The following is a 23,544-nucleotide window of genomic DNA, read 5'->3' on the forward strand; positions in this document are numbered from 1 at the left end:
CCAATATGAATTGGCAGCATATCTTTTTGAAAGAATAAAAAAAATAAAAGATATAGATAAAGGAATTGAGCCTTTAATGGAAAAGGTTGATGAATTATTTGATTTGCTCCAAGATACAAAGTGGAATAATGCAAATGGATTGGATCAATTACTAAATGAAAAATTAAATGGAAATATTATTAATTTTCCTATTTGTGAGCAAATATTAGATATTATTTTTGAGAAAAATATAAATCAATTTGATAAATATTATAGTTTATTTGATGATGATCAAACGTATAAAAATATTTGTAAGGATATAGTGAAGAAAAGACTTTTATTTAAACGTTACATTACTTGTATTGCTTATTACAAAAATTATAATACAAATCATATTTTAAAACAAGTTAAACAGTTACAGGGATTACCGGGTAGTTTACATTTTATTTCATCAGTTTATCATTGGATTTTAGATAATAATATTTATTCGGATTATTACAATGTTATAAATGATTTAGATACAGTTAAAGGTGATTTTAATTTAATATTGACGAAAATAAAAAATTTTAAAGATTCAGATTCAAAAAAAGCGTTAGAGTGGGCTAAATCTGGACAATTGAAATTACCAGAAAAAGTATAAATTTAAATAATTTTTAAATTAAAACTATAAAATTGGATCAGGTTATACGTTAATATAATTGAAGTATAATTTTTAAAACTGCTTTCGAATTTTATTGTTTAACCAGTTTCGCTAACAGATTTTGTTGTTCGATGGTCATGGGAAGTTCCGTTTTTGTTATATCCACACCCTGCCAGCCGGCTCCAAGGGCCGTGAACAAATTGATGGAATCCTGGAAACGTTCCAAAATGGCTACAGCCTCTTCATTGGCGGCATTTGTGGCTGTTCGTTGCGCGGTCAGGACATCCAGATATCCTGTAAGTCCTGCTTTATAGAGTTTTTGGGCACGAATAAGGGCGGTCTGGCTGCTTACTTTGGATTTGTGCAACAGATCAACATGTTCGGAATCATCACCCCAGGCCGCGATAACATCCTCGATTTCTTTCAGGGATGTCAGGATTGTTTGACGGTAATTTAACCGTGCCTCTTCTGCCTGAGCCTGCGCTTGCTTAACCGCGGCACTAAGGCGGCCACCATGCAGACCTGGAATGGAAAGATTGATAAAGCTGCTGGATACCAGACTGGCAATATTGGCCATTTGACTGGTAAAAGAAGTCGTTGGCATCGCACTCATGTCAATGGTGAATTGTGGATAGAGTTCTGCAACCGCAACACCGATATTTGCCGTTGCCATGGCGTATTGCCTTTCGGCCATACGTATGTCTGGACGATTGGCCAGGGCAATGGAAGGAATGGAGGGTGGAAATGGGGGTAAGTCTGGTAAAGGCTGTTCTATCTTAAGAAGTGTTTCCGTGGTTCCCGGTGTTTGTCCCAGCAAAACATCAATTGTATGGGTAATCTGGGTAATGCTGGTTTTCAAGGGCTCTCGACTTGCTCGCTGGGTTTCAAGCTCGGCTTCTGCCTGGGCAGTGCTTAGAGTCGTGCCTGTACCCTCAATATACTGTTTTTGTGCCAGATTATAGATATATTGGGCGATCGCAACATTTTCATCCGCTATGCGTAACCGTAGCTGCATGGTGCGGAGGGTTACATAGTTATTGGCCAGTTGAGAAAGCATGGCTAAAAGGACGGCTCTTCTATCCTCGATCGAGGCCTTTACAGCCTCTTCTTGGGATTGAACCATTCGTCTGATCAAACCGAATGTATCCAGTTGCCAGCTGAATGTCGCGCCATAACGACGTATAACGGCATTATTTGGATTTCCTTTTGATATCGAGATATTGCTGGATAAGGTATTGGAAGATGTCTGATATCCAAATCCGCCAGAACCATCCAGTTGGGGATACCATTTAGACGCCTGCTGATCACGCAAGGATTGAGCGGCCAAAATCCGTTGTCCCGCCATCTGAAGGTCATAATTGTTCTGGATGGCCTTTTCAACAAGTTGATTTAACAATGGATCATGAAACTGTTCCCACCAACGACGCATGTTGTTCGCTGCCTGGACAATCTCTTGGGCTGTGGCTGGTCTTTTCCATACTTTTTCAGTCCATTGTTCCGGAATTTTCATGCGATCCCGATGAAAATTGGGGCCAACCGTGCAGGCATTCAATCCAATCAAGGAAAATGTAATTGCTTTCTGCCAGATAGATTTTAGACGGAACATGTTTGAAATACTCATAGATGATCTTGTAACCAGGTGGCCAGTTTTCCTTTTCTGCCACTTGTTTGTGGGCCGACACTGATTGTGGCGGTCATGCCGGCGGAAAGATGGATCGTGTCTGGAATATGATCAATATGAATTCTTACGGGAATACGTTGAGCCAAACGAACCCAGGTAAAAATGGGATTAACATTTTGCAAACCAAAATTATCAGCGTTGGCATTAGAGTCATTGATACCACGGGCAATACTGACAACATGTCCGGGCAGTATCTGTTTATATCCCATTAACTTGATCCGGGCGACATCGCCGACATGAATGCCCCACATTTTGGTTTCTTCAAAATAGCCATAGACCCAGAAAGAATCGGCATCAATAACGGATAAATATGAATTGCCTGTATTGACGTAATCACCAACCCGTAAATTAAGATTTGTAATATAGCCATTGACAGGTGAATAAAGTATGGAACGCTGCAAATTTAACCTGGCTTCTGTCAGGGCTGCTTTTGCTGTATCTACACTTGCCTGTGCGGTTCTAACCTTTGTATTGAAATCTTCTTTTTCTTCTGTTGAAACAATGCCTTCCAATCCTTTGCGACGCATTGCATTACGACGTTGTAAGGCAAGATTGGCCTCCGCATTTTCCAAATTTGCCTCTGCCTGTTGAATGGCGATTTTAAAACGTAAGGGGTCAATTACGAAAAGGGGATCCCCCTTGCGAACAAACTGGTTGTCCCTGACAGGAACCTGTACAATGGTGCCCGAAATTTCCGGGGCGATTTTAACGACGTATACTCTGACACGACCATCACGGGTCCATGGGGCAATCATGTAAGTGTCCCACAAGGCTACCCCTAGAATTATAGCCATGGCTACAATGATTAGGGTCAAGATGATGCGGATGATATTACTAATGGGTGCCATGATTGAAAAACAAATTCTTAAAGTCAGAAGTTATACATATAAGATAAGCAAACATAGGATACTGAAATATAAAGCTACTTCAAATAAAGCAAGATGCCAAAATAATTTTATTAAACCTGTTTTCCACAGGAAAGAACGGATAATAACAGTTAAGGCGAATGCAAATAAAGCATAAACAACAAAAGGGGCGATATAGACACCAAAAAAATCAAATTCTGCGATCATCTTGTTGCACTCAGAAAAAAGGAAACATTTTTACTAATTTTTAATGGATAGTTTGTAAATTCCCAGAAAAATAAAAAAGAGTAATATAAATTTGTTTTTTTTATGGACAAAATTTTCTTTAAAGCACAAAACATGAATCAATCAATTTGATTTAAAAAATTAACTCTAATATTGTTTATAATATAATCCATTTATGATAGAAACGGATAATGATATGGGTAGCATTTAAAACATATTTAAGTAAGGGAATAAATCAAGAATTATTAAATGCTCTCCGTGCGGATTATGCCTAAATTATTTTCAAGTCAAGATATTTTCATTGTATATGTACATTAATTTTATTTTACAATGCGTTTTGCAGTAAATAAAATTTCGGTTAAAATAGAAAGGAAATATTTGGTCCATAATTGGAAAATTTGAATAGAAAAAATTAAATTGCATATTAAAATCAAGTAATTTTAATATGCAATTATAGATAAAAAAAGCATTTTATGAGTTATATCATTTATTAGTAATAAATCTAATTGTATGTTTAGATCTTGTCATTAAGTCTTATTACATTATTCAAAGTAAAATAAATAATATTTCTTGTCTTTTTTTATTATTATTAATTTAAATATATATTAAACTTGGAAACAAGTTTTATCGGATATGTAGAAGGAATTAAAATGTTTTTTTGCAAGAAAAAAAAAACAAATTTAAAGCAAATTAAAAATCAGGTTCAAGATAATGTCATGGCTTCAAAAGAACAGCTTAATCCTGCTCTGGCTGAAATGGCAGATAAAGCAGATAAGATTAAGGATGATATGAAGGATGTTGCAGAAGAACAAGTAGAGCAGCTTTCTAAAAAAGTTCAATCCAAACCGATCAAAGCGGTTTTGATCTCCACGATTATAGGTTTTGTATTGGGTCGGATGACGCGCTAGTAATATTTGTTGTAGAAATGGTCTATATACATGAAGATTGTTGAATTTGGCAAAGCAGCAGCGGATGCAGAGCTCCTGCTTTTGAAAAAAAAGTCAATTAGAGTAAGCAAGCAAATCCTGTTATGCTGTATAGGGGCAGTATTTGGGTTATTTGTTTTAATTTCCTTGCATGCTGTTTTGGCGGCGCTATGTTGCTGGTTGTTTCATATTGGTTTTTTGGGATCATCATTAATTATCCTAATTTTTGATATTTTGTGTGCTGGTATCTTTTTCTATCTGGCCTTGCAGGCAAAAATTGGTGAAGAAGAGATAGAAGCCAAGGTGATTCGGAACCATAATTTAAAGCAATTGCGTGATTCAATTGCCCTGACAACTTTAATTACTGCACTTACAGGGCCGTTGGGTGGATATTTACGAAGTTTTATATGGCAGTTTATTAAAAAGAAATTTAGAAAAAAATCTGAATAGATTTTATTTATAATGTTGGGGTTTTTATAATAAATACTTCAACATTATTTACGAAGTTGTTGAAAAAAAATTGTTTTTCCAAATTTATCATTATCATTATTAAGTTTTTGTTGATTTTTTTTATAAACTTATGCACTTTATAGTAGTATTTTAAATTCATTTTATAACCTGGAGTAGAAGTATGCACGTTCTTCTTATGGGAGAAATCTTTTTTTTAGAGCATGAATTCTACCAAAAACTTAAGGTAACAGACTTTTCTATCGATAGGGTATCGTTTGATATTGAGGTATTATCAACGGCTCATCTGTATGAATATGATCTTATTATAGTTGAAGGAAATAATTTGGATAAATTGTTTTTTTCGACCATTAGAGAATTGCGCGCATTAAATGAAAAGATTTCTATTATTGTTGTTTCCAGACAAAATAATCTGGAAAGTAAGATAAAAGCTTTTCAGGCAGGTGTGGATGATTATGTGTTAATTCCATTTTATGAGGATGAGCTGATTGCAAGATGCAAGGCGGTTTTGAGACGTGTCCAAAAAGTATTTTCCAAAAAAATTATTCATATTGATGCATTAAGTATCAATTTGGAAACGCATGAAGTATTCGTTAATAAAGCATTGGTTCATTTGACAGGCAAGGAATATCTTATTTTGGAATTGCTTATTTTACAACGGGGCACTTTAATTACAAAGGCGGCACTTTTAAACCATTTATACAAATGCAATGTAGAACCCGATATTAAAATTATTGATGTCTTTGTATGTAAATTAAGAAAAAAATTACAAGATGCTGGTGCGGAAGATTTTATTTCAACAATATGGGGACAAGGTTATATCTTCCGTAAATCAACAATGGATAGTGAATGAAAATAGATATTACGTTTCACCAATCTTTATTCGGAAAATTGTTCTGAAATAATCCGTTCTGACAAGCTTTGATTTGGATTGAATAGTAAACAAGATTTTATAGATTTGTTTTCTTTGACAGTAATCTCGACAACGTCACGTATTTCTGTGAAATCGGCTACAGCTGCTATAGGGCGTTTATTTTCTTCCAGGGTCAAGAATTGAAAAAGAGTTGTTGAAGGAAGTAATGCGCCTCTCCATCGGCGTGGCCGAAAAGGACAAATAGGAGTTAAGGGTAACAAATCAGAATTTAAGGGAACGATTGGACCATGTGCTGATAAATTATAGGCTGTCGATCCTGCGGGTGTTGAAAGAATAATACCGTCGCAAATCAGTTCGTATAACCTGATCTTATGATTAATTATCACCTTTATTTTGGCGGCCTGTCTGGTTTGCCGGTATAAAAATATATCATTAAAAGCTAGAGCTGTGTGTGTTTTACCATCAACTGTTTTAGCTGACATGGCCAAAGGATGAAGGCAAGTTGGTTGGGTTTTTTGAAGTAGTGATGGAAGATCCTCCTTGATCTTGGGATTTGTAAGGAAACCAACAGAACCGAAATTGATACAATAAATGGGAATCTGATAATTAATATAAGTATGAAGTGTTTCTAGAACAAAACCATCACCACCAATACAGATAATGACTTCGGCTTGGTCGATACTTGCGTTTCCATATTGTTTTACCAGGTCATTTTTATATTGAATTGCCTCGGGTTTATCCATGGATAAAAAATGAAACTTTGTGGGTGGATTATCAAAAAACCTCATAAATAGTTCTCGGCAATTATACAGATTTCATTAATTATAAACATTACGGAACATATAAACAATATTGTTTTAGTTTAATTAATTTTTTTTTTAATCAATCAAAATTATTAAATCAAATATAATTTATTATTAAAATTTTACTAGAACTACTGGATTGAATAGATAGATTTGTAAGCTGAATAATACTTAAAAAAGGATTGATATACCAAAATTTAAAATTTATTTGCTAATTTTAGGTAAACAATTTAATTATTTATTAATATTTATAAATTAGGTAAAAATTATGCAATTAGAGATAATGGTGTTGAATTAAAATTATATTTCATGGCTGAATGTAAATATATATATATTTATTAGTTTAGAATAATGTAAACAATCATATTTGTCTAGTAATATATAATGTTTTGAAAGAGTTATTTAATATAAATATTTATTGTGGATATGATTTTACAAGTATTTTATTGTGAAAGTTTATTATTTGATGAAAGCAAATGAGTTGCTATCAAACTGTATTTCAAAAGAAAAAAAAATTCCTCCCAATCCTATAGATAAACGAGTAGGAAGCCGTATCCGGTTAAGAAGAAAGTTATTGGGCTTTTCCCAAGAAAAACTTGCTATAGCTTTAGGTTTATCATTTCAACAGATTCAAAAATATGAAAAGGGATTTAATCGTGTTGGCGCTTCGAGACTTTATTATATAGCACAGTTTTTGCAAGTTCCGATTAATTTTTTCTTTGATGAGTTTTTGACCGGAAACGAAGAAAATAAAAGTCAGGTTCCTCCATCATTTTCAACGGCATTAGATGTTAAAAAAATATTAATTACCAAGGATAAGGAAAATGCCATTAAGGAGGAAATTAAAATTACAGATTTGAATGTTATGAATAATAAGGAAACGGTTGATTTGTTAAAGGCGTATTATCATATTAAAGATAAGGAAATCAGGAAAAAGTTGCTACATCTTATTAAGGTTATGGCAGAATGATTTAAAAAATATTTCATTCTCTATGTAAAATGTTATCTGTAATAAAAGAGGATATTTTTTTCGATTTGAAAGAATCTTTTAATTGCTTTTCATTATATTGGGATTGAAGCCAATATAAAAAATTCACTTTTCCATGCGTTTGCTGAAGATATTGGGTAAAAAAAGCATCAAGAATTCCTGTTCTGGAATATTTAAAATGACCGTATTTCCATGAAAGCTGTCGCATTGCAGAATGAATATCGTAGTTTTCAAATAGAAGAATTAATGCGGAAACTAAACCTGCACGATCAGCTCCAGATTTACAGTGGATTAAAAGAGGGAATTCAATAGCTTTATAAATATTTGCAAGATTTAGAATTCGATCGATATGTGGTGCTCCACGGCTTTCAAAAGGGAGGTCGTAATGTTTTAAATTTAATTTATTACTGATATGGCGGGATAGCGCATCAGAACCACAATTTCTTTTCCCCCGTAAATTGATAATTGTTTTAAGATGATATTTGTTTGTTAAATTCAATAATCTGGTTGGAGTGGGATGGTTGCTGCGATATACTTTACCGGGGATAACTGTCTGAAAATTTGACCAGAATAAACGAAAAATCGCATGGTCAACAAATAGGCTGTTGAGCCATGCGATATGATAATCCCGACGATTTGAAAATGATGAGTCAAAAATATATTTCTTTTTCATGACTCATCTTTTAGCTTATTTAAAGTTTACGTTCAATTTGTAATCTTTTCAATTCAGCAATTGCATGAGCTGGATTAAGCCCTTTTGGACAGGTCTGTGTACAGTTCATGATAGTACGGCATGCATACAAACGCATTGAATCCTCTAATTCATCAAGGCGTTCGCCTTTATACTCATCACGGCTATCAGCAACCCAACGCATGGCAGCCAATAAGACGGATGGGCCTAAATATTGGTCCCCGTTCCACCAATATGAAGGACAAGAGGTTGAACAGCAAAAACACAGGATACATTCATATAAACCATCCAGTTTTTTACGTTCCTCAATGGATTGTAACCGTTCTTTGTCAGGGGGTGGAGGGGTATCAGCTTTAAGCCATGGATCAATTTCCCTTAATTGTGCATATGGACCATTAAGATCAGGTATCAAATCCTTAATGACGGGCATATGGGGGAGAGGATAAATTGCAATATCCCCTTCATATTCATTAATATGTTTTGAACAGGCTAGGGTATTTAATCCGTTAATGTTCATGGCACAAGATCCGCAAACCCCTTCACGGCAAGAACGACGGAATGATAAAGTCGGATCAATTTCATTCTTAATATGAATTAACGCGTCTAAAACCATTGGGCCGATTTTGTCCAGATCAACCTCGTAAGTGTCGATGACTGGATTTTTGTTATCATCAGGGCTCCAACGATAGATTCTAAATTTCTTGATATTTTTTGCCTGTGAAGAGGCATAAAATACTTTTCCAATTCCAATTTTACTGTTTTTGGGTAGTCTTAACTCAACCATTAGTCATCACCTTCTCTGATTAATATACCCGTTTTTTAGGAGGGAAAACCTGAACTTCATCGGTTAAAGTTCTCATATGGACTGGGCGATAATCAAGTGAAACCTCTCCCTTGTCATTAAGATATGAAACAGTATGTTTCAACCAGTTTTTATCGTCACGTTCAGGATAATCATCATGGGCATGTGCGCCACGACTTTCATGACGTGCGGTTGCACTTACCATGGTTACGGTACCATTTGCCAATAGATTCTCGAATTCCAAGGCTTCCATTAAATCTGTATTCCAAATCAGGGATTGATCGGAAACAGAGATGTCCCCCAGACCAGACCAGATATCCTTAATCTTTTCAACGCCCGCTTCCATGTTTTTAGTGTTCCGGAAAACGGCTGCATGACGTTGCATGGTTCTTTGCAGGGTGTCACGCATTTGAGCCACACGGGTTCCACCTTTGGCAAATCTTAGTTTATCTAAACGGCCAAGTGCATTTTCCCCGGCATTTTTAGGGAATGGAGCAACAGGAGCGCCAGGTTTAAGAATATCTTTTGCACGTAAGGCAGCTGCACGACCAAATACAATCAAGTCAAGTAATGAATTCGTACCAAGGCGGTTTGCACCATGAACGGAAACACAGGCACATTCACCGATTGCCATTAATCCCGGAACGGTTGCATCTGGATTGTCTTTGGTAGGTCGAATAACTTCGGCCTGAAGATTTGTTGGGATACCACCCATATTATAATGGACAGTTGGTAATACAGGAACGGGTTCCTTGGTTACATCAATTCCGGAGAAAATGCGCGATGTTTCAACAATACTAGGTAAACGTTCGTGTAAAAGGTCTGCCCCCAGATGTTCAAGATGTAACATGATGTGATCTTTATTAGGACCACATCCGCGTCCTTCATTGATTTCCACAATCATGGCACGAGAGACAACGTCACGAGAAGCAAGGTCCTTTGCATGTGGCGCATAACGTTCCATGAAACGTTCACCTTCACTGTTTGTCAGATAGCCGCCTTCTCCGCGACATCCTTCTGTTAACAAACAGCCGGCTGGGAAAATACCGGTTGGATGGAATTGAACGAATTCCATATCCTGTGTTGGGATGCCAGCACGCATGACCATGGCATTTCCATCACCTGTACAAGTATGGGCAGAAGTACAGGATTGAAAAGCGCGTCCATATCCTCCTGTCGCCAAAACAACCAGATTTGCACGGAAACGGTGTATACTGCCATCCTCCAGACACCATGCCGTAACACCACGACATGTGCCATTTTCATCCATGATAAGATCAATAGCAAAATATTCAACAAAGAATTCAACATTGTGTTTCAAGCATTGTTGATAAAGTGTATGCAATATAGCGTGACCAGTTCTGTCTGCCGCAGCACAAGCGCGTTGAACGGGTTCCTTTCCGAAGTCGCGCATGTGTCCACCAAATGGACGTTGATAGATTTTACCATCTTTATTCCTGGTAAAGGGTACTCCCATATGTTCCAGTTCATAAACGGCAGGAACCGCTTCACGGCATAAATATTCAATTGCGTCCTGATCACCAAGCCAGTCAGAGCCCTTTACGGTATCGTACATGTGCCATTGCCAGTGATCCTCTCCCATATTTCCAAGTGAAGCCGCAATTCCCCCCTGGGCTGCTGTTGTATGACTGCGGGTTGGAAATACTTTTGTAATACAGGCTGTATGAAAACCGGCCGCACCCATTCCCAATGTTGCCCGCAAGCCAGAACCGCCAGCCCCTATGACAATGACATCATAGGCATGATCCACGATACGATACGTATCTTTTAATGATAAAATAGTATCAGTCATTACGATATATATCCTTTAAATGCTGAATTATTTACTGGCGGATGCAGTAAAAAATAATTTTAATATAGAAATTACGGATAGAATTCCTAAAAATAAGGCCCCACCTTTAATACAGTAATTAAGAGCCAATCTTTTTCTTTCACGTGCGTAATCTGATGTAATGACTTCCAAGCCGAGTTGCATATGACGGAATGTTAGCAAGACAAGTGTGAGTAATAAAATTGTATTCGTAGGTTTTCCAGCCCATTTTACAACATCCTTATGATCTGCATCACCCAATCTTAGCATTTGGATAATAAACCAGATTGATAAAGGGGCACTGCCTGCCGCGGTTATGCGTTCGGTCCACCAATGTTCGAAAATATTGTGTCCTGTCCCCAATCCACGCATACGTCCAAGGTAAGATCGTAGAATGGTGGGGCGTTCTACAGAGGTATTCATTGGAGTTTCTCCTAATTGTTTATAGAAAATTATTTTGATATTTTTTAATCAATACGAAGGTTGTCTATTTTTTTCTTTTTTTGATTTTTTTACCAAGAATAATGGTCCATAAAGCTAAAGTTAAAGCAGCAACACCGATAACCTCTGATTTACTGTCTTGATTAATTTCAGGTTTTTCAAGACGTTTGCCACTTAAATCCCAAATAAAATGACGAATACCGCCAATAAAATGGAGAAAGAATGCTGATGAAAAACCAAATAAAATAATTTGTCCTAGAAAACTTCCTGTAAATTTTTGAGTTTTTTGAAAAGATTTTGGTCCTTTTGCGGCTGAAACCAGCCAGGCAACCATTAATGCACTTCCTGCGGAAAGTGCACCGCCTGTAATGCGGTTACTGATTGACAAGACCATTGATAAAATGGGTTTGTAAACTTGTAAATGGGGCGACATTGGTCGGTTTCGATATGATCCGTCACTTTTGTAACCTACATAAAAAGTTTTGCGTATATCCGACATTCTTGATTTCCTAATTAATCCTTATAACACGGCTGATACCGATTTAAGTTAATTGCACTTTATACCCCACTAAAAGATTGATCCAGTCAATTTTTGGACATTCAATTGATTGTGTATGAAGTATTCGGGGTCTTTGTTATTTGATGACTAAACAGTTTTTTGTTTTATTTCTAAAGTAACAATAAGAATATGATAATAACAATTTTCAGGATAATAAAATAAATATCAAATTAATTTGTATAAATTGGATTAATGGCTATAGAAACGTGAAATTGGTAATCATTAATTTATTTATGTTTTTAATTTCGATACCAACAAATCATATCAATTTTATGATCTGTTGGTTAAAAATTACCGTTTAGAAATTAGATTCATTTCTATTAATTTTTCGGCAATCTGTACTGTATTCAATGCCGCACCCTTACGTAAATTGTCGGAAACGCACCATAGTCCTAAGCCATTTGGAACTGTTGGATCGATACGGAGTCGTGAAACATAGGAGGCATCTTCTCCTGCCGCCTCAATCTGGGTAATATAGCCGCCATCTTCCTGTTTATCGAATAGAATGACACCTTCAGCGTTGCGTAAGGCTTTTTGTGCCTTGGCAAGATCAACAGGGCGTTCACATTCAATGGTAATTGCCTCGCCATGTCCAATAAAAACAGGAACCCGAACACAGGTTGCAAAAACATTGATATCTGGATCAAGAATTTTTTTGGTTTCCACATTCATTTTCCATTCTTCTTTTGTCGATCCGTCTGGCATGAATTTATCAATATGAGGTATACAGTTAAAGGCAATTTGCTTGGTAAAATTGTTTATTGAAATGGAATCCCCAACCAATGATGATTTGGTTTGGATATATAATTCGTCCATTCCTTTTTTGCCTGCCCCGCCTGTGGCTTGATATGTCGAAACAACAATTCTTTTAATTTTGAACAGGTCGTGCAAAGGTTTTAAGGCAACAACCATCTGAATGGTTGAACAGTTTGGATTTGCAACAATATTCCGCTTGATTTTCTTTAAATCTTCCGGATTAACCTCTGGAACCACTAATGGAACATCAGGTTCCATACGGAAATGGGAAGTATTGTCAATCACGATACAGCCTGCCTTGGCTGCTTTGGGTGAATAGACGGATGATATGGATGCGCCAGGAGAGGATAAAGCGATATCCCATCCCTTAAAATCAAAGGTTTCAAGATTTTGGACTTTTAGAATTCTTTTGTCACCAAAGGATATTTCTTTTCCTGCCGAACGTGGAGAAGCCAAGGCAACAATTTCCTTAATTGGAAAATCACGTTCCGCCAGAATTTTTAAGATTTCTCTACCTACCGCCCCTGTTGCTCCAATAACGGCTATGCGATATCCCATAGTATATAATCCTTAGATAATAAAGTTTAATAAATTTTAAAGAAGTCTTTAGAAACCAGCCAAATATTTTAACTCTTTTATTATTTATGTAAATAAATTTTATCAAAATTGTTTGAAAATAAAGAAAATTATTAGAAAAAAAAAAGAAGCTATGTTCTTCTTAGAAATAATTTAAAAGGTCTTTAATACTAATTGTTAACCAGGTTTTTATTATTTATGAGTCGTTTAAATGTGTTGTATGCACAAAAAGTAAAGAATGGTGAGCTTAAACCAGACAAGGCACAGGAACAAATTGCAGATCGACTGGATCATCTTTGTGTTGAATTGTCTGATTATGTGCCAGAACAGACTAACGTTGGCGGGCTTTTGAATTCATTTAAAAAATTGTGGAAAAAGCCCATTGTAAAACCCAAGGGTATATATCTTGTAGGGCCTGTTGGTAGAGGTAAATCAATGTTGATGGATTTATTTTACAGTCAGGCCCCTGTTGAAAAAAAGATGAGAACACATTTTCATGTTTTCATGCAGGAAGTGCATAAGAAATTTCATGCGTTGGAAATACAGTATCCAAAGGGTGAAGACCCCATTCCAAAACTGGCTGAGGAAATTGTCGAAAAGACATGGTTGCTTTGTTTCGATGAATTTCAAGTCAATGATATAGCTGATGCAATGATATTGGGACGACTGTTTGAATATCTTTTTAAATTAGGTGTTATCATTGTTGCCACTTCGAATGTTCACATCAGGGATTTATTTCAAAACAGACCGGGAGCTGATGCTTTCAAGCCGTTTATTGCTTTATTATCACAAAATATGATTGAACTTGAATTATGTTCGGTACATGACTATCGATTGGGTCGCAAGGAAATTGAAACCAAATGGTTGATCGGCTGTAATCCGGAAAACCATGCTCTTCTGGATAAAATCTTCCTACAGGAATCAGGTGGCAAAGAGGGCGAAAAGACAATCTTAACCGTTATGGGACGTCAATTTATTATACCTTGCGCAGCAGGAAAGGTGGCCCGGTTTCAATTTGAACAATTATGTGATGCGGCACTGGGAGCTGGTGATTATTTGGTTTTGGCTCAAAAATATGAAGTATTGATTATTGATAACATACCGATATTTAACCCTGAAAATATGAATGTAATTGAACGGTTTACCACTTTGATTGATGTATTGTACGAACGGCATACAATTCTTTATGCATCTGCGGAGACGGATTGGGAGCATATTTATCCTGAGGAAAATAGGGCGGCTTTTTTTGAGCGTACTGTTTCACGTTTGTATGAAATGCAAAGTCTAGATTGGACAAAATAGGCATTCGAGAGTAAAGGTTCTCTGACATTTGTTAAAGAAAAATTGAAGTGGCTTATAGGTGCACTTGTTATATTAATAGGTAAATTAAACTCTGAATAGTGAGTTTTTAGTAGAAATAATTAAGGGGAAATATTATGGCGATTGCTGATCAAATTGCCAGTGTATTCAGTGGATCGAATGCTGCGTATCTTGCGGAATTATATGCAAAGTGGAGGCAGGACGCTAATAGTGTTGACCCGTCATTTGCACAGATTTTTTCTGCGATGAATGATGATAAGACAGTTGTAATGGATGATATAAGGGGACCTTCATGGGCCCCTCGCAAACCTGTAAAAATTGAATTGGAGCCCGATGACAAGCCCGCTTTGACGAAAGAGGGAAAAGTAACGGCCAAACAACTTTATCAGGCCGCGAATGACAGTCTGCGAGCCGTAGAGCTTATAAATGCATATCGGAGCTTTGGTCATTTTAATGCTGTATTGGATCCCTTGTCCATTCATAAGCCTACAGAGTGCAAGGAATTAAATCCTGAAACTTATGGATTTAAAAAAGAGGATTTGGATCGCCCAGTTTTTATGGGAGATGTTACTAAGAATTTCCTTCCAGGTGAAATTCATACTCTTGGTGAAGTCATTCCTGTATTAAGGCGGATTTATTGCAGTTCAATTGCCTGGGAATATACATATCTGCAAAATAGTGAACAACAGCAATGGTTTCGTGAAAAGGTTGAAAGTCAGAAAAACCATGTTCTGAATGCGGATGATAAGAAAACAATCTTACAGGAACTTGCAGAAGCTGTAGGGTTTGAAACTTTTTGTCAAAAACGTTACGTTGGTGTAAAGCGGTTTGGATTGGATGGCGGGGAATCACTTATTCCTGCCTTACGTACCCTTATTCGACATGCAGTTGCAAATTATGATATTCAATCTGTGGCGATGGGCATGGCACATCGTGGACGTTTAAATGTTTTAACCAATATCGTTGGCAAGTCTTTTCCTGCCTTATTTAGTGAATTTGCAGGAAAATCTTATAAATCTGACGATATTCCTGGTGTTGGAGATGTGAAATACCATCTTGGATATCGAAAACAGGTTCAAATGAATGGACAGGATGTCGATCTTGTCCTGGAATTTAACCCGTCCCATCTTGAGGCGGCTGATCCTGTTGTAGAGGGAAGGGTTCGTGCCATGCAAGATGCTAATGGTCAGAAACATCTGGCTGTTTTAATGCATGGAGATGCTGCCTTTGCCGGACAGGGTGTGGTTTATGAAACTTTTGCCATGTCCAGGCTTCCCGGATATAAAACAAACGGGACAATTCACGTTGTTACAAATAACCAGATTGGATTTACCACATCTACAGAATATGGACATTCTGGATATTATTGTACGGATGTCGCTAAAGTTGCTAAAGCTCCCGTCATTCATGTCAACGGGGATGATCCTGAGGCTGTTGTTTCAGTCATGCGGCTTGCCGTTGATTATCGGGAACGTTTTGCGACGGATATCGTTGTTGATATTGTCTGTTATCGTCGATTTGGACATAATGAAACAGATGAACCGACATTTACCCAGCCAATTATGTATCAGGCTGTTCATAAACATAAGGATATTTATCAGCTTTATGCAGCGAAATTACAAGATGAAGGAGTGATTTCTGCTGTAGAAACGGAAAAATATTGGTCTGATTTCCAGAATTATTTACAAAAATCCTATGAAGAGGCTGATAATTATCATCCCGGAACTCCAGAATGGTTAAAAGGTGACTGGAAAAAAATGCAATGGCGTGGAAAAAATCGTAAAGATTTTTCCACGGCAGTTTCAATTGATGATTTAAAGCGGATTGGTAAAGCGATTAGCTCATACCAAACAGGGTTTAATTGCCATCCGAAATTGGTTCGTCAACTTGAAGCTAAGGCCAAAATGTTTGAAACAGGAAAAGGGTTTGACTGGGCGACTGGTGAAGCCTTGGCTTTTGGTAGCCTTTTGTTGGAGGGGCATCCGGTTCGTCTTTCCGGCGAAGACTGTCAACGGGGTACATTCAGTCATCGTAATGCAATGCTGTTTGATCAGAAGACGCAGCAACCTTATATTCCTTTAAATCATATTGCCACTGATCAGGCGAAATTGGACATCTATAATTCATTGCTGTCTGAATTTGCGGTTCTGGGATTTGAATACGGTTATTCTTGTGAAAATGCAAATGCCTTGGTCTTGTGGGAGGCGCAATTCGGTGATTTTGCCAATGGCGCACAGATTATCATTGACCAGTTTGTTTCGGCTGCTGAAAGTAAATGGCTCCAGCAATCGGGGTTGGTGCTTTTATTGCCACATGCCCAGGAAGGACAAGGGGCTGAACATTCATCTGCTCGACTTGAACGTTACTTGCAGCTATGTGCAGAGGAAAATATGCAGGTTTGTAATTTTACAACTCCCGCAAACTATTTTCATGCCTTGCGTCGGCAGTTGAAACGGAATTATCGTCAACCGTTGGTTGTCATGTCCCCGAAATCTTTATTAAGACATCCTCTTGCACAATCAACATTGGCAGAATTTGCGGATAAAACAGAATTTTTACAAGTTATTGATGAAATAGATGCCTCTGTAAATCGTCAAAAAGTCAAACGAGTTGTATTCTGTTCAGGTAAGGTTTATTACGATTTGTTGATAGCTCGTCGTGAAGTCAAGAAAAATGATGTGGCTTTGGTTCGTGTCGAACAATTATATCCATTCCCAATCGATATTGTTAAGAAATTGATACAATCATATTCTGGGGCACAGGAATTTGTATGGTGCCAGGAAGAACCTCAGAACATGGGGGCATGGCAGTTTATTTCTGGTAAGATTGAAGCGATTGTGCAAACGGTTAAAAATAGTCCAATCAAAATTGAATATGCCGGACGTACGGCTCAGGCAAGTCCTGCAGCAGGGTTGATGTCTGTTTATAAGGCAGGTCAGGAACAATTGGTTAAACAAGCCTTGAATTTATAAGAACTATATTGAGAAATAATAAGATTTAATTAGGAAAAACAAATATGTCCATTGAAATTAAAGTACCGCAATTAGGCGAAAGTATCAGTACGGCCACAGTTGCCAGATGGCTAAAAAAACCTGGTGAGGTTGTGAATATGGATGAAGCGATTGTAGAGCTTGAAACAGATAAGGTCAGTGTAGAGGTTCCGTCGCCTAAAACAGGTGTGATGGGTGCACAGCTGGTACAAGAAGGGCAGGAGGTCAGTGTTGGGACCTTATTGACTGTATTGGAGGATGGGGCTTCGGTTATTGAATCAGCTCAATCCAAAAGTGTGTCTGTACAGGATGTTAAACAGGCAGAACCCTCGGTTTCAGTGCCTGCTGATAATAAGCCAGTTTCAATGCCGGCTGCCCGTAAAATGATGGAAGAAAAAAATATTACGGTTGATCAGGTGGCTGGTACGGGACGGGGTGGCCGGATTACACGGGATGATGTGGTACAATTTCTGGATCAAAAGGAAAATCCGGCCAAGGCATCTGGTCCTGTTGTATCCCGTCAGGATGATCCTCGTGAAGAGCGTGTCAAAATGACCCGGTTACGTCGTACGGTTGCGCGTCGCCTTAAAGAAGCACAGGAAACAGCGGCAATGTTGACGACCTTTAATGAGGTTGACATGTCTGCCGTCATAAATATGCGGACCCTGTATAAGGAAGCCTTCAATAAGAAACATGAAGGTAGCCGTTTGGGATTTATGTCTTTTTTTGTAAAGGCAACTGTATCTGCCCTTCAGGAATATCCTGCAATCAATGCACAAATTGATGGTGAAGATATTATCTATCGTCATTTTGTGAATATGGGAATTGCGGTTGGTGGCCCAAATGGGCTGGTTGTTCCCGTGCTCAAAGATGCGGATCAAATGAGTTTTGCTCAGATTGAGGGGCAGATCATTGATTTTGCAAAACGTGCACGCAGTAATACGCTGAAATTAGCTGACCTTTCAGGGGGTACTTTCTCGATTACAAATGGAGGAATTTACGGTTCTCTGATGTCCACCCCAATTTTAAATATGCCGCAATCAGGAATTCTGGGGATGCACGCGATCAAAGAGCGTCCAGTTGCAGTCAATGGACAGGTTGTTATCCGTCCAATGATGTATCTTGCTCTTTCTTATGACCATCGTATCGTGGATGGTAAGGAAGCGGTCAGTTTCTTGGTTCATATCAAGGAACGTATTGAAAATCCAGAACGCTTGTTGTTGGATGTTTAAGGGGTCGTGTGAAATTTATTATAAAGGATAGGAAAGGTAAAAAACATGACCATAAATATTGTCGTACCTGTTTTGGGGGAAAGTATAACATCTGCTGTTGTTTCAAAATGGTTGAAACAGCCAGGCGATCAAGTTGCTGCGGATGAGGCGATTGTTGAGCTTGAAACGGATAAAGTAAATGTTGAAGTGCCGGCCCCCTCTGCGGGAATTGTCGGCAAACATGTTGTCGAAGCGGGCAGTGAGGTTTCAGTAGGTGCATTATTGGTGACATTGGAACCATTGGGAAAAGGAGAAACAGTCACAAGAAATGATACAAGAGTGTCATCTGTTTCGGGCTCAAATCCTGAGCAAAAACCAGTTGACGCTTCCGCGCCAGCAAGTGAATATGATTATGATGTTCTTGTAATTGGTGCGGGACCAGGAGGATATGTTGCCGCCATTCGTGCCGCACAACTGGGCATGAAAGTCGCATGTGTAGAAAAACGGAAAACATTGGGTGGAACATGCTTGAATGTTGGCTGCATCCCTTCAAAAGCTTTATTATATGCTTCCGAGCAATATGAAGCTGCCCGGCATCAATTTGAAAAATTGGGGGTTGTTGTTAAGAATGTCTCAGTTGATCTGAAAAAAATGCAGGAGCACAAACAGTCAGTCGTTGAGGCGAATGTTAATGGAATCGAGTTCTTATTCAAAAAGAATAAGGTAACGCGTATTGAGGGCGAGGCAACCATTGTTGCCGCAGGAAAAGTCTCCGTTAATGGGCAAAAGATTAGCGCGCGTTCCATTATCATTGCAACTGGCAGTGAGACGGCAGGATTGCCGGGAATTGAAATTGATGAAAAACAGGTTGTAAGTTCAACAGGAGCCTTGGCTCTTTCTGAAATACCTCGTCATATGGTCGTTATTGGTGGTGGTGTGATCGGGGTTGAACTTGGAAGTGTTTGGAAACGTTTAGGTGCCAGGGTTACTGTGGTTGAATATTTTGATCGGTTGGTGCCTGGTTTTGATCAGGAAATTTCATCTACATTAGCCCGTCTTTTGATCAAGCAAGGTTTTGAACTGAAACTGTCTCATAAAGTTAGTAAAATTGACAAGATGAATGGACAGCTTAAGATCGCAATTGAAGCCGCTCAAGGAGGGAATCAGGAAACTCTTGAGGCAGATGTAGTCTTGATGGCAGTTGGTCGCCGTCCTGTAACTGCAGGTCTGGGACTAGATAAAATTGGTGTGGAATTGGATGAAAGGGGAAGAATTAAAACAGACGCTCAATTCCAAACCAATATTCCGGGTATTTATGCGATTGGAGACGTGATAGCTGGTCCAATGTTGGCGCATAAAGCAGAAGAGGATGGTGTGGCAGCTATAGAATTTATTGCAGGTAAAAAGCCGCATGTTGATTACAACCTTGTTCCAGGTGTTGTTTATACAGAACCTGAGGTTGCCATGGTTGGTAAAACAGAAGAAGTATTGAAAAAAGAAAATGTAGCCTATACGGTTGGCAAATTTCCATTCAGCGCTAATGGTCGTGCCCGTGCAATGGGTAAAACAGACGGTTTTGTAAAAATTCTGGCCGATAAACATACCAACAGAATTTTGGGTGTTCATATGATTGGTCCAAATTGCAGTGAAATGATTGCGGAAGCCGTATTGGCAATGGCTTTTGGTGCTTCTGCCGAAGATATTGCCTTGACTTGTCATGCGCATCCTACCTTGTCCGAAGCGGTTAAAGAGGCGGCCTTGGCAACACAGAACCAGGCAATCCATATGTAAACTAAATTATTCTGTTTTTATTTGTAAAATATTATATATAATTAATGAATAATTGTAATATTTTACATAATAAGGAGAGAGGATGAAGCTTTATCGATTAAGGGTTTGCATATTATTGTGCTCTTTAATCTTTATTATGCAGCCTTTTGCTAAAACATCTCTCTCCTCTTTCAATGTTACTGATCAGTTGAACTCTTTAAGACGACATTATTATTGTCCAATTGATGATCGTGATTTTTCTCCAATTATATATGACTGTTTTTCAAGTCTGACAGGAAATCAATGTCATATTGATTATACTCAGTTTGAAAATAAATTCTCGATCTTTGGTAATAATCATTTTGTTACTTTACCTCCTTTACCAGTCCTTGCGCCGGATAAGGCCTATTTAGAGGCCAGAAGGCTTCAGCGTTTATTAAGCAAGAATGTTCCCCGTGCACGAATTTATAGCAATAAACAAAATATGGAATGGATTAGACTGGCCAAAAAAGAAGTTGAAAAATCAGGTATTCTCTTGAAACGGGCGCAGATTTTAGTTGTGGTTGATCGCAATCCAAAGGTTCAAGCTTTATGTTTTGTGCTGGCGTTTCCTCAAGGCACGGATCAATGGATGGCATTTGGGGGAGGACATGTATCTACAGGAAAAAAAGGACGTAAATTATATTATGTCACACCGACAGGTGTATTCATGAATACTACGGAAAGGTTGGGATATCGCGCGTTGGGTACCAAGAATAAATTAGGGATTCGTGGTAACGGAACGAAAGGAATGCGAGTATGGGATTTTGGTTGGCAATGGGCCGAAAAAGGGTGGTTGCCTAATCATGTAAAAGGTCAGATTCGGTTGGAAATGCATGCAACAGATCCTGTATATTTGGAACCAAGACTGGGCAATTCTGCATCTGAAGGATGCGTTCGTATTTCTGCCCATATGAACCGTTTTATAGATCATTATGGTATCATAGATGTTTTATATGAGCAGGCTGCAAAACAGAATAAACGGTTTGAAGCTATTTTATCTAGAAATCGCCAGGTTACACCAATTGCTGGTGACCTGTTGGTTGTTGTTGATTCTTCAGAGAAAATTAAATGATAATTTCAAATAAAGAACTGGTAATTTGGTAAAGGGTTGGTTAACTAATATGGAATCATTTCAATTTTCGATTTCAAGATAAGGTAAAGTCTATGAATATTACTGAAAAAGAAGGCAAGTCATTACAGTCATATTTACAGAAAAAATTAGGGAATAACAATTTGAAGGTTATTTTGCCTAAACGTCAGGGACAGCCTGTTGAATTATGTATTCAAGAGGGAAAAACACTTGAGTCAATTGGAACAGTTTATCGTGATGAGGATGAAGGTGAAATTTCTTATGCGATCTCAATGACAATATTAGAAGAAGATCTTGTATAATCAGAACTAGTCTATTTATTCTGTTGGAAAAGTTGGGCAATAACCTGATCAGGTAAAGATATGTTTGTAATTTTCCAACGCCATCTTTGTAATTTCATTGTCAGGCTTAAGGGTGGCATGTTTTCACCAGGAATGATAATTCTTGCGTGCATTGTAAAAGGCGAAGAAAAATAGATATGGCTCGACATATAAATTTGTAATGCATTCTTCTTATTTTTCAAAGAAGAGGATGATGGCAATGTAGGCGGGGATATATAATCAAGTAAAACATGTAAACTATTGTGATTGATATGATGATCAATAGCATTACTTATCGCTTCAGTCGCAAAAGACGTTCCAAAATCCGGTAATTCATCCAGGTCTTCTTTTGAAGGGCTGTGAAAATCCTGAGTGAGATATTTTTTTAAGTGATCTTGAATAGAATGCCAGTTCAAACTTTTGGTTAGATATTTAGTATCGTGGGTCTGTATCGCCTTAGAAATTGACCATAGGGTCAAATATGGATAGGCAACGTATATCGTACATAATACAATTATAACCATTAACCATTTTATATATAAAAACAGATTTTTTCTATATTTTTTTGGGGATATGTATAAAAAAGTCATATTCTTGTTATTTAACCTGTTTGAATAAGATTTATGGTAATATGTCTCTTGCCTTTTTGAAAGAAGGCATTGAATTTATTATAACATAATTATTATTTTATATTATAGTAACGATTTGATCCCTTGATTTATATTTGAAAGACAAGATAAAATGCAATGCGGTTTTTTAGATCATCTTATTAAAAAAAGCTTAAATTGTTTTTTATACATTTCATTTTTTATATCAATATTTTGTTTAAATATTTTATGTTTTTCCTCGACCGCTTTTACTCAGGAAAAAAATCAGCATAAACAGCTTGTTCATAAAAAAAGTATCAGGAAAAAAAGTCACCCAGTTTCTCACAAGAAAAAAAAGGTTCATATACAGGAAAACTCTCAGACTCAATCTGTGAATAATAATGAGGGGGGGGGCACAGCTGCAGCTGGAACAGCAGTGGGAGTCGCAACCGCTTCAGCGGCCGCAATCCCTGCTGCAAGCAGCATTCCATCTCAGGAACCAGAAAAGGGTTCTGTAACAGGTTTGCCTATTCCTCATTTTCTTTCTTTACGTGCGGATGTGGTGAACATGCGAGCAGGCCCTGGAACCCGTTATCCTATTATCATGATTTATCACAGACGTCATATGCCAGTAAAAATTCTTAGGGAATTTGATGTCTGGCGTCTTATTGAGGACGTGGATGGACAAAAAGGATGGATCCAGCAGGCTATTTTATCCAGAGAGCGTTTTTTCATTACAACTGGAATGCCGCTCAGTGTCATGGATGATAAAGATAAATTACAAGATGAAACAAAAGAGAAATCAGAAGTAAAAAGCACAGACAGCTATATTTCAGAATATGTATCCAAAACACAAAATTCCCAATTATCGGGTCAGGGTGTTATTGTAAGGACTGTTCCACAAGAGTCGGCTGATCCAGTTGCGATTTTGAAACCCGGAGTTGTTGGAAGTATAAAAGAATGCCAACCCAACGCCAGTTGGTGTAAAGTTAAAATCAATACCTATATAGGATGGATACCAAGATCAAATATCTGGGGCTTGCTTCCCCAGGAAATTATCCAACCTCATTAATTTTCTTATTGAATAATGATATATAGGAATAAAGAA

Annotated in this window: 23 protein-coding genes; 12 read left to right on the forward strand and 11 right to left on the reverse strand. The window is 37.7% G+C overall.

The window, feature by feature from the left end:
* Positions 1-10 precede the first annotated feature (10 nt).
* Positions 11-619 carry a hypothetical protein gene (locus H3R28_RS06790; RefSeq protein WP_198210361.1) on the forward strand — a complete coding sequence of 203 codons (609 nt, stop codon included), beginning with the start codon at positions 11-13 and terminating at the stop codon, positions 617-619.
* 91 nt (positions 620-710) lie between these two features.
* Here the strand turns inward: H3R28_RS06790 and H3R28_RS06795 are convergent, their stop codons facing one another.
* From H3R28_RS06795 to H3R28_RS06805, 3 genes are read right to left on the reverse strand one after another with little or no spacing between them, the layout of a single operon-like run.
* Entirely contained in the window at positions 711-2,225 is a 1,515-nt protein-coding gene (locus H3R28_RS06795) for an efflux transporter outer membrane subunit (RefSeq protein ID WP_370552834.1), read from the reverse strand.
* Positions 2,226-2,236: 11 nt separating this feature from the next.
* Complete coding sequence (locus tag H3R28_RS06800) at positions 2,237-3,148, reverse strand: HlyD family secretion protein (protein ID WP_198210370.1); 912 nt, start codon at positions 3,146-3,148, stop codon at positions 2,237-2,239.
* Positions 3,149-3,178: 30 nt separating this feature from the next.
* On the reverse strand, positions 3,179-3,373 hold the full coding sequence (locus H3R28_RS06805; RefSeq protein ID WP_110439090.1) for a DUF1656 domain-containing protein: 195 nt from the start codon (positions 3,371-3,373) through the stop codon (positions 3,179-3,181).
* A 668-nt stretch (positions 3,374-4,041) separates the two neighbouring features.
* Here H3R28_RS06805 and H3R28_RS06810 point away from each other — a divergent pair.
* The 3 genes from H3R28_RS06810 (at position 4,042) to H3R28_RS06820 (ending at position 5,638) form a co-directional block, all read left to right on the forward strand.
* Entirely contained in the window at positions 4,042-4,299 is a 258-nt protein-coding gene (locus H3R28_RS06810) for a hypothetical protein (RefSeq protein ID WP_155566029.1), read from the forward strand.
* A 30-nt stretch (positions 4,300-4,329) separates the two neighbouring features.
* The gene (locus H3R28_RS06815; RefSeq protein WP_110439088.1) at positions 4,330-4,767 is read left to right on the forward strand and encodes a hypothetical protein; all 438 of its coding nucleotides are present in this window, start codon (positions 4,330-4,332) and stop codon (positions 4,765-4,767) included.
* Positions 4,768-4,948: 181 nt separating this feature from the next.
* On the forward strand, positions 4,949-5,638 hold the full coding sequence (locus tag H3R28_RS06820) for a response regulator transcription factor (RefSeq protein WP_155566027.1): 690 nt from the start codon (positions 4,949-4,951) through the stop codon (positions 5,636-5,638).
* Positions 5,639-5,664: 26 nt separating this feature from the next.
* Here the strand turns inward: H3R28_RS06820 and H3R28_RS06825 are convergent, their stop codons facing one another.
* Positions 5,665-6,447: an NAD kinase gene (locus H3R28_RS06825; protein WP_198210372.1), complete on the reverse strand. Its 783-nt coding sequence runs from the start codon at positions 6,445-6,447 to the stop codon at positions 5,665-5,667.
* Positions 6,448-6,928: 481 nt separating this feature from the next.
* On the opposite strand from H3R28_RS06825, the gene H3R28_RS06830 reads away from it, so the two are divergent.
* Entirely contained in the window at positions 6,929-7,432 is a 504-nt protein-coding gene (locus tag H3R28_RS06830; RefSeq protein WP_122124102.1) for a helix-turn-helix domain-containing protein, read from the forward strand.
* A gap of 13 nt (positions 7,433-7,445) precedes the next feature.
* Here H3R28_RS06830 and H3R28_RS06835 read toward each other — a convergent pair whose 3' ends face one another.
* From H3R28_RS06835 to H3R28_RS06860, 6 genes are all read right to left on the reverse strand, one after another.
* Positions 7,446-8,108, reverse strand: coding sequence for a tyrosine-protein phosphatase (locus tag H3R28_RS06835; RefSeq protein WP_370552833.1), 663 nt, complete (start codon positions 8,106-8,108; stop codon positions 7,446-7,448).
* Between the two features lie 34 nt (positions 8,109-8,142).
* Complete coding sequence (locus H3R28_RS06840) at positions 8,143-8,925, reverse strand: succinate dehydrogenase iron-sulfur subunit (RefSeq protein WP_110439083.1); 783 nt, start codon at positions 8,923-8,925, stop codon at positions 8,143-8,145.
* A 19-nt stretch (positions 8,926-8,944) separates the two neighbouring features.
* Positions 8,945-10,756: a succinate dehydrogenase flavoprotein subunit gene (gene sdhA, locus H3R28_RS06845; protein WP_198210375.1), complete on the reverse strand. Its 1,812-nt coding sequence runs from the start codon at positions 10,754-10,756 to the stop codon at positions 8,945-8,947.
* Between the two features lie 27 nt (positions 10,757-10,783).
* A complete protein-coding gene (gene sdhD, locus H3R28_RS06850) occupies positions 10,784-11,197 on the reverse strand; it encodes a succinate dehydrogenase, hydrophobic membrane anchor protein (protein WP_230873110.1) in 414 nt (137 codons plus the stop codon).
* A 64-nt stretch (positions 11,198-11,261) separates the two neighbouring features.
* Positions 11,262-11,714, reverse strand: coding sequence for a succinate dehydrogenase, cytochrome b556 subunit (gene sdhC, locus H3R28_RS06855; protein WP_230873109.1), 453 nt, complete (start codon positions 11,712-11,714; stop codon positions 11,262-11,264).
* A 351-nt stretch (positions 11,715-12,065) separates the two neighbouring features.
* Positions 12,066-13,088 carry an aspartate-semialdehyde dehydrogenase gene (locus H3R28_RS06860; protein WP_110439081.1) on the reverse strand — a complete coding sequence of 341 codons (1,023 nt, stop codon included), beginning with the start codon at positions 13,086-13,088 and terminating at the stop codon, positions 12,066-12,068.
* Positions 13,089-13,304: 216 nt separating this feature from the next.
* On the opposite strand from H3R28_RS06860, the gene zapE reads away from it, so the two are divergent.
* The 6 genes from zapE (at position 13,305) to H3R28_RS06890 (ending at position 21,831) form a co-directional block, all read left to right on the forward strand.
* Positions 13,305-14,408, forward strand: coding sequence for a cell division protein ZapE (gene zapE / locus H3R28_RS06865; RefSeq protein ID WP_198210377.1), 1,104 nt, complete (start codon positions 13,305-13,307; stop codon positions 14,406-14,408).
* A 134-nt stretch (positions 14,409-14,542) separates the two neighbouring features.
* On the forward strand, positions 14,543-17,398 hold the full coding sequence (locus tag H3R28_RS06870; protein ID WP_198210384.1) for a 2-oxoglutarate dehydrogenase E1 component: 2,856 nt from the start codon (positions 14,543-14,545) through the stop codon (positions 17,396-17,398).
* Between the two features lie 44 nt (positions 17,399-17,442).
* Positions 17,443-18,648 (forward strand): 2-oxoglutarate dehydrogenase complex dihydrolipoyllysine-residue succinyltransferase, encoded by a 1,206-nt coding sequence (gene odhB / locus H3R28_RS06875; protein ID WP_198210386.1) that lies wholly within the window; start codon positions 17,443-17,445, stop codon positions 18,646-18,648.
* 45 nt (positions 18,649-18,693) lie between these two features.
* Complete coding sequence (gene lpdA / locus H3R28_RS06880) at positions 18,694-20,418, forward strand: dihydrolipoyl dehydrogenase (protein ID WP_198210388.1); 1,725 nt, start codon at positions 18,694-18,696, stop codon at positions 20,416-20,418.
* An 82-nt stretch (positions 20,419-20,500) separates the two neighbouring features.
* Positions 20,501-21,511, forward strand: a complete 1,011-nt coding sequence (locus tag H3R28_RS06885; protein ID WP_146206666.1) for a L,D-transpeptidase — start codon at positions 20,501-20,503, stop codon at positions 21,509-21,511.
* 92 nt (positions 21,512-21,603) lie between these two features.
* On the forward strand, positions 21,604-21,831 hold the full coding sequence (locus H3R28_RS06890; RefSeq protein ID WP_110439075.1) for a DUF3126 family protein: 228 nt from the start codon (positions 21,604-21,606) through the stop codon (positions 21,829-21,831).
* A gap of 11 nt (positions 21,832-21,842) precedes the next feature.
* Here H3R28_RS06890 and H3R28_RS06895 read toward each other — a convergent pair whose 3' ends face one another.
* Positions 21,843-22,373 carry a DUF2939 domain-containing protein gene (locus H3R28_RS06895; RefSeq protein WP_158523886.1) on the reverse strand — a complete coding sequence of 177 codons (531 nt, stop codon included), beginning with the start codon at positions 22,371-22,373 and terminating at the stop codon, positions 21,843-21,845.
* A gap of 454 nt (positions 22,374-22,827) precedes the next feature.
* Between H3R28_RS06895 and H3R28_RS06900 the strand changes: the two genes are divergently transcribed.
* Positions 22,828-23,508, forward strand: coding sequence for an SH3 domain-containing protein (locus tag H3R28_RS06900; RefSeq protein WP_162988616.1), 681 nt, complete (start codon positions 22,828-22,830; stop codon positions 23,506-23,508).
* The last annotated feature ends 36 nt before the right edge of the window (positions 23,509-23,544 follow it).

Origin of the sequence: Commensalibacter sp. M0268 (genome assembly GCF_016101925.1) — a bacterium.
Classification (GTDB): Bacteria; Pseudomonadota; Alphaproteobacteria; order Acetobacterales; family Acetobacteraceae; genus Commensalibacter; species Commensalibacter melissae.

Coding starts and splice junctions, on each gene's coding strand:
- H3R28_RS06795 (WP_370552834.1), bottom strand. CDS start 2,225: ATGTTCCGTCTAAAATCTATCTGGCAGAAAGCAATTACATTTTCCTTG.
- H3R28_RS06800 (WP_198210370.1), bottom strand. CDS start 3,148: ATGGCACCCATTAGTAATATCATCCGCATCATCTTGACCCTAATCATT.
- H3R28_RS06805 (WP_110439090.1), bottom strand. CDS start 3,373: ATGATCGCAGAATTTGATTTTTTTGGTGTCTATATCGCCCCTTTTGTT.
- H3R28_RS06810 (WP_155566029.1), top strand. CDS start 4,042: ATGTTTTTTTGCAAGAAAAAAAAAACAAATTTAAAGCAAATTAAAAAT.
- H3R28_RS06815 (WP_110439088.1), top strand. CDS start 4,330: ATGAAGATTGTTGAATTTGGCAAAGCAGCAGCGGATGCAGAGCTCCTG.
- H3R28_RS06820 (WP_155566027.1), top strand. CDS start 4,949: ATGCACGTTCTTCTTATGGGAGAAATCTTTTTTTTAGAGCATGAATTC.
- H3R28_RS06825 (WP_198210372.1), bottom strand. CDS start 6,447: ATGAGGTTTTTTGATAATCCACCCACAAAGTTTCATTTTTTATCCATG.
- H3R28_RS06830 (WP_122124102.1), top strand. CDS start 6,929: ATGAAAGCAAATGAGTTGCTATCAAACTGTATTTCAAAAGAAAAAAAA.
- H3R28_RS06840 (WP_110439083.1), bottom strand. CDS start 8,925: ATGGTTGAGTTAAGACTACCCAAAAACAGTAAAATTGGAATTGGAAAA.
- sdhA (WP_198210375.1), bottom strand. CDS start 10,756: ATGACTGATACTATTTTATCATTAAAAGATACGTATCGTATCGTGGAT.
- sdhD (WP_230873110.1), bottom strand. CDS start 11,197: ATGAATACCTCTGTAGAACGCCCCACCATTCTACGATCTTACCTTGGA.
- sdhC (WP_230873109.1), bottom strand. CDS start 11,714: ATGTCGGATATACGCAAAACTTTTTATGTAGGTTACAAAAGTGACGGA.
- H3R28_RS06860 (WP_110439081.1), bottom strand. CDS start 13,088: ATGGGATATCGCATAGCCGTTATTGGAGCAACAGGGGCGGTAGGTAGA.
- zapE (WP_198210377.1), top strand. CDS start 13,305: ATGAGTCGTTTAAATGTGTTGTATGCACAAAAAGTAAAGAATGGTGAG.
- H3R28_RS06870 (WP_198210384.1), top strand. CDS start 14,543: ATGGCGATTGCTGATCAAATTGCCAGTGTATTCAGTGGATCGAATGCT.
- odhB (WP_198210386.1), top strand. CDS start 17,443: ATGTCCATTGAAATTAAAGTACCGCAATTAGGCGAAAGTATCAGTACG.
- lpdA (WP_198210388.1), top strand. CDS start 18,694: ATGACCATAAATATTGTCGTACCTGTTTTGGGGGAAAGTATAACATCT.
- H3R28_RS06885 (WP_146206666.1), top strand. CDS start 20,501: ATGAAGCTTTATCGATTAAGGGTTTGCATATTATTGTGCTCTTTAATC.
- H3R28_RS06890 (WP_110439075.1), top strand. CDS start 21,604: ATGAATATTACTGAAAAAGAAGGCAAGTCATTACAGTCATATTTACAG.
- H3R28_RS06895 (WP_158523886.1), bottom strand. CDS start 22,373: ATGGTTATAATTGTATTATGTACGATATACGTTGCCTATCCATATTTG.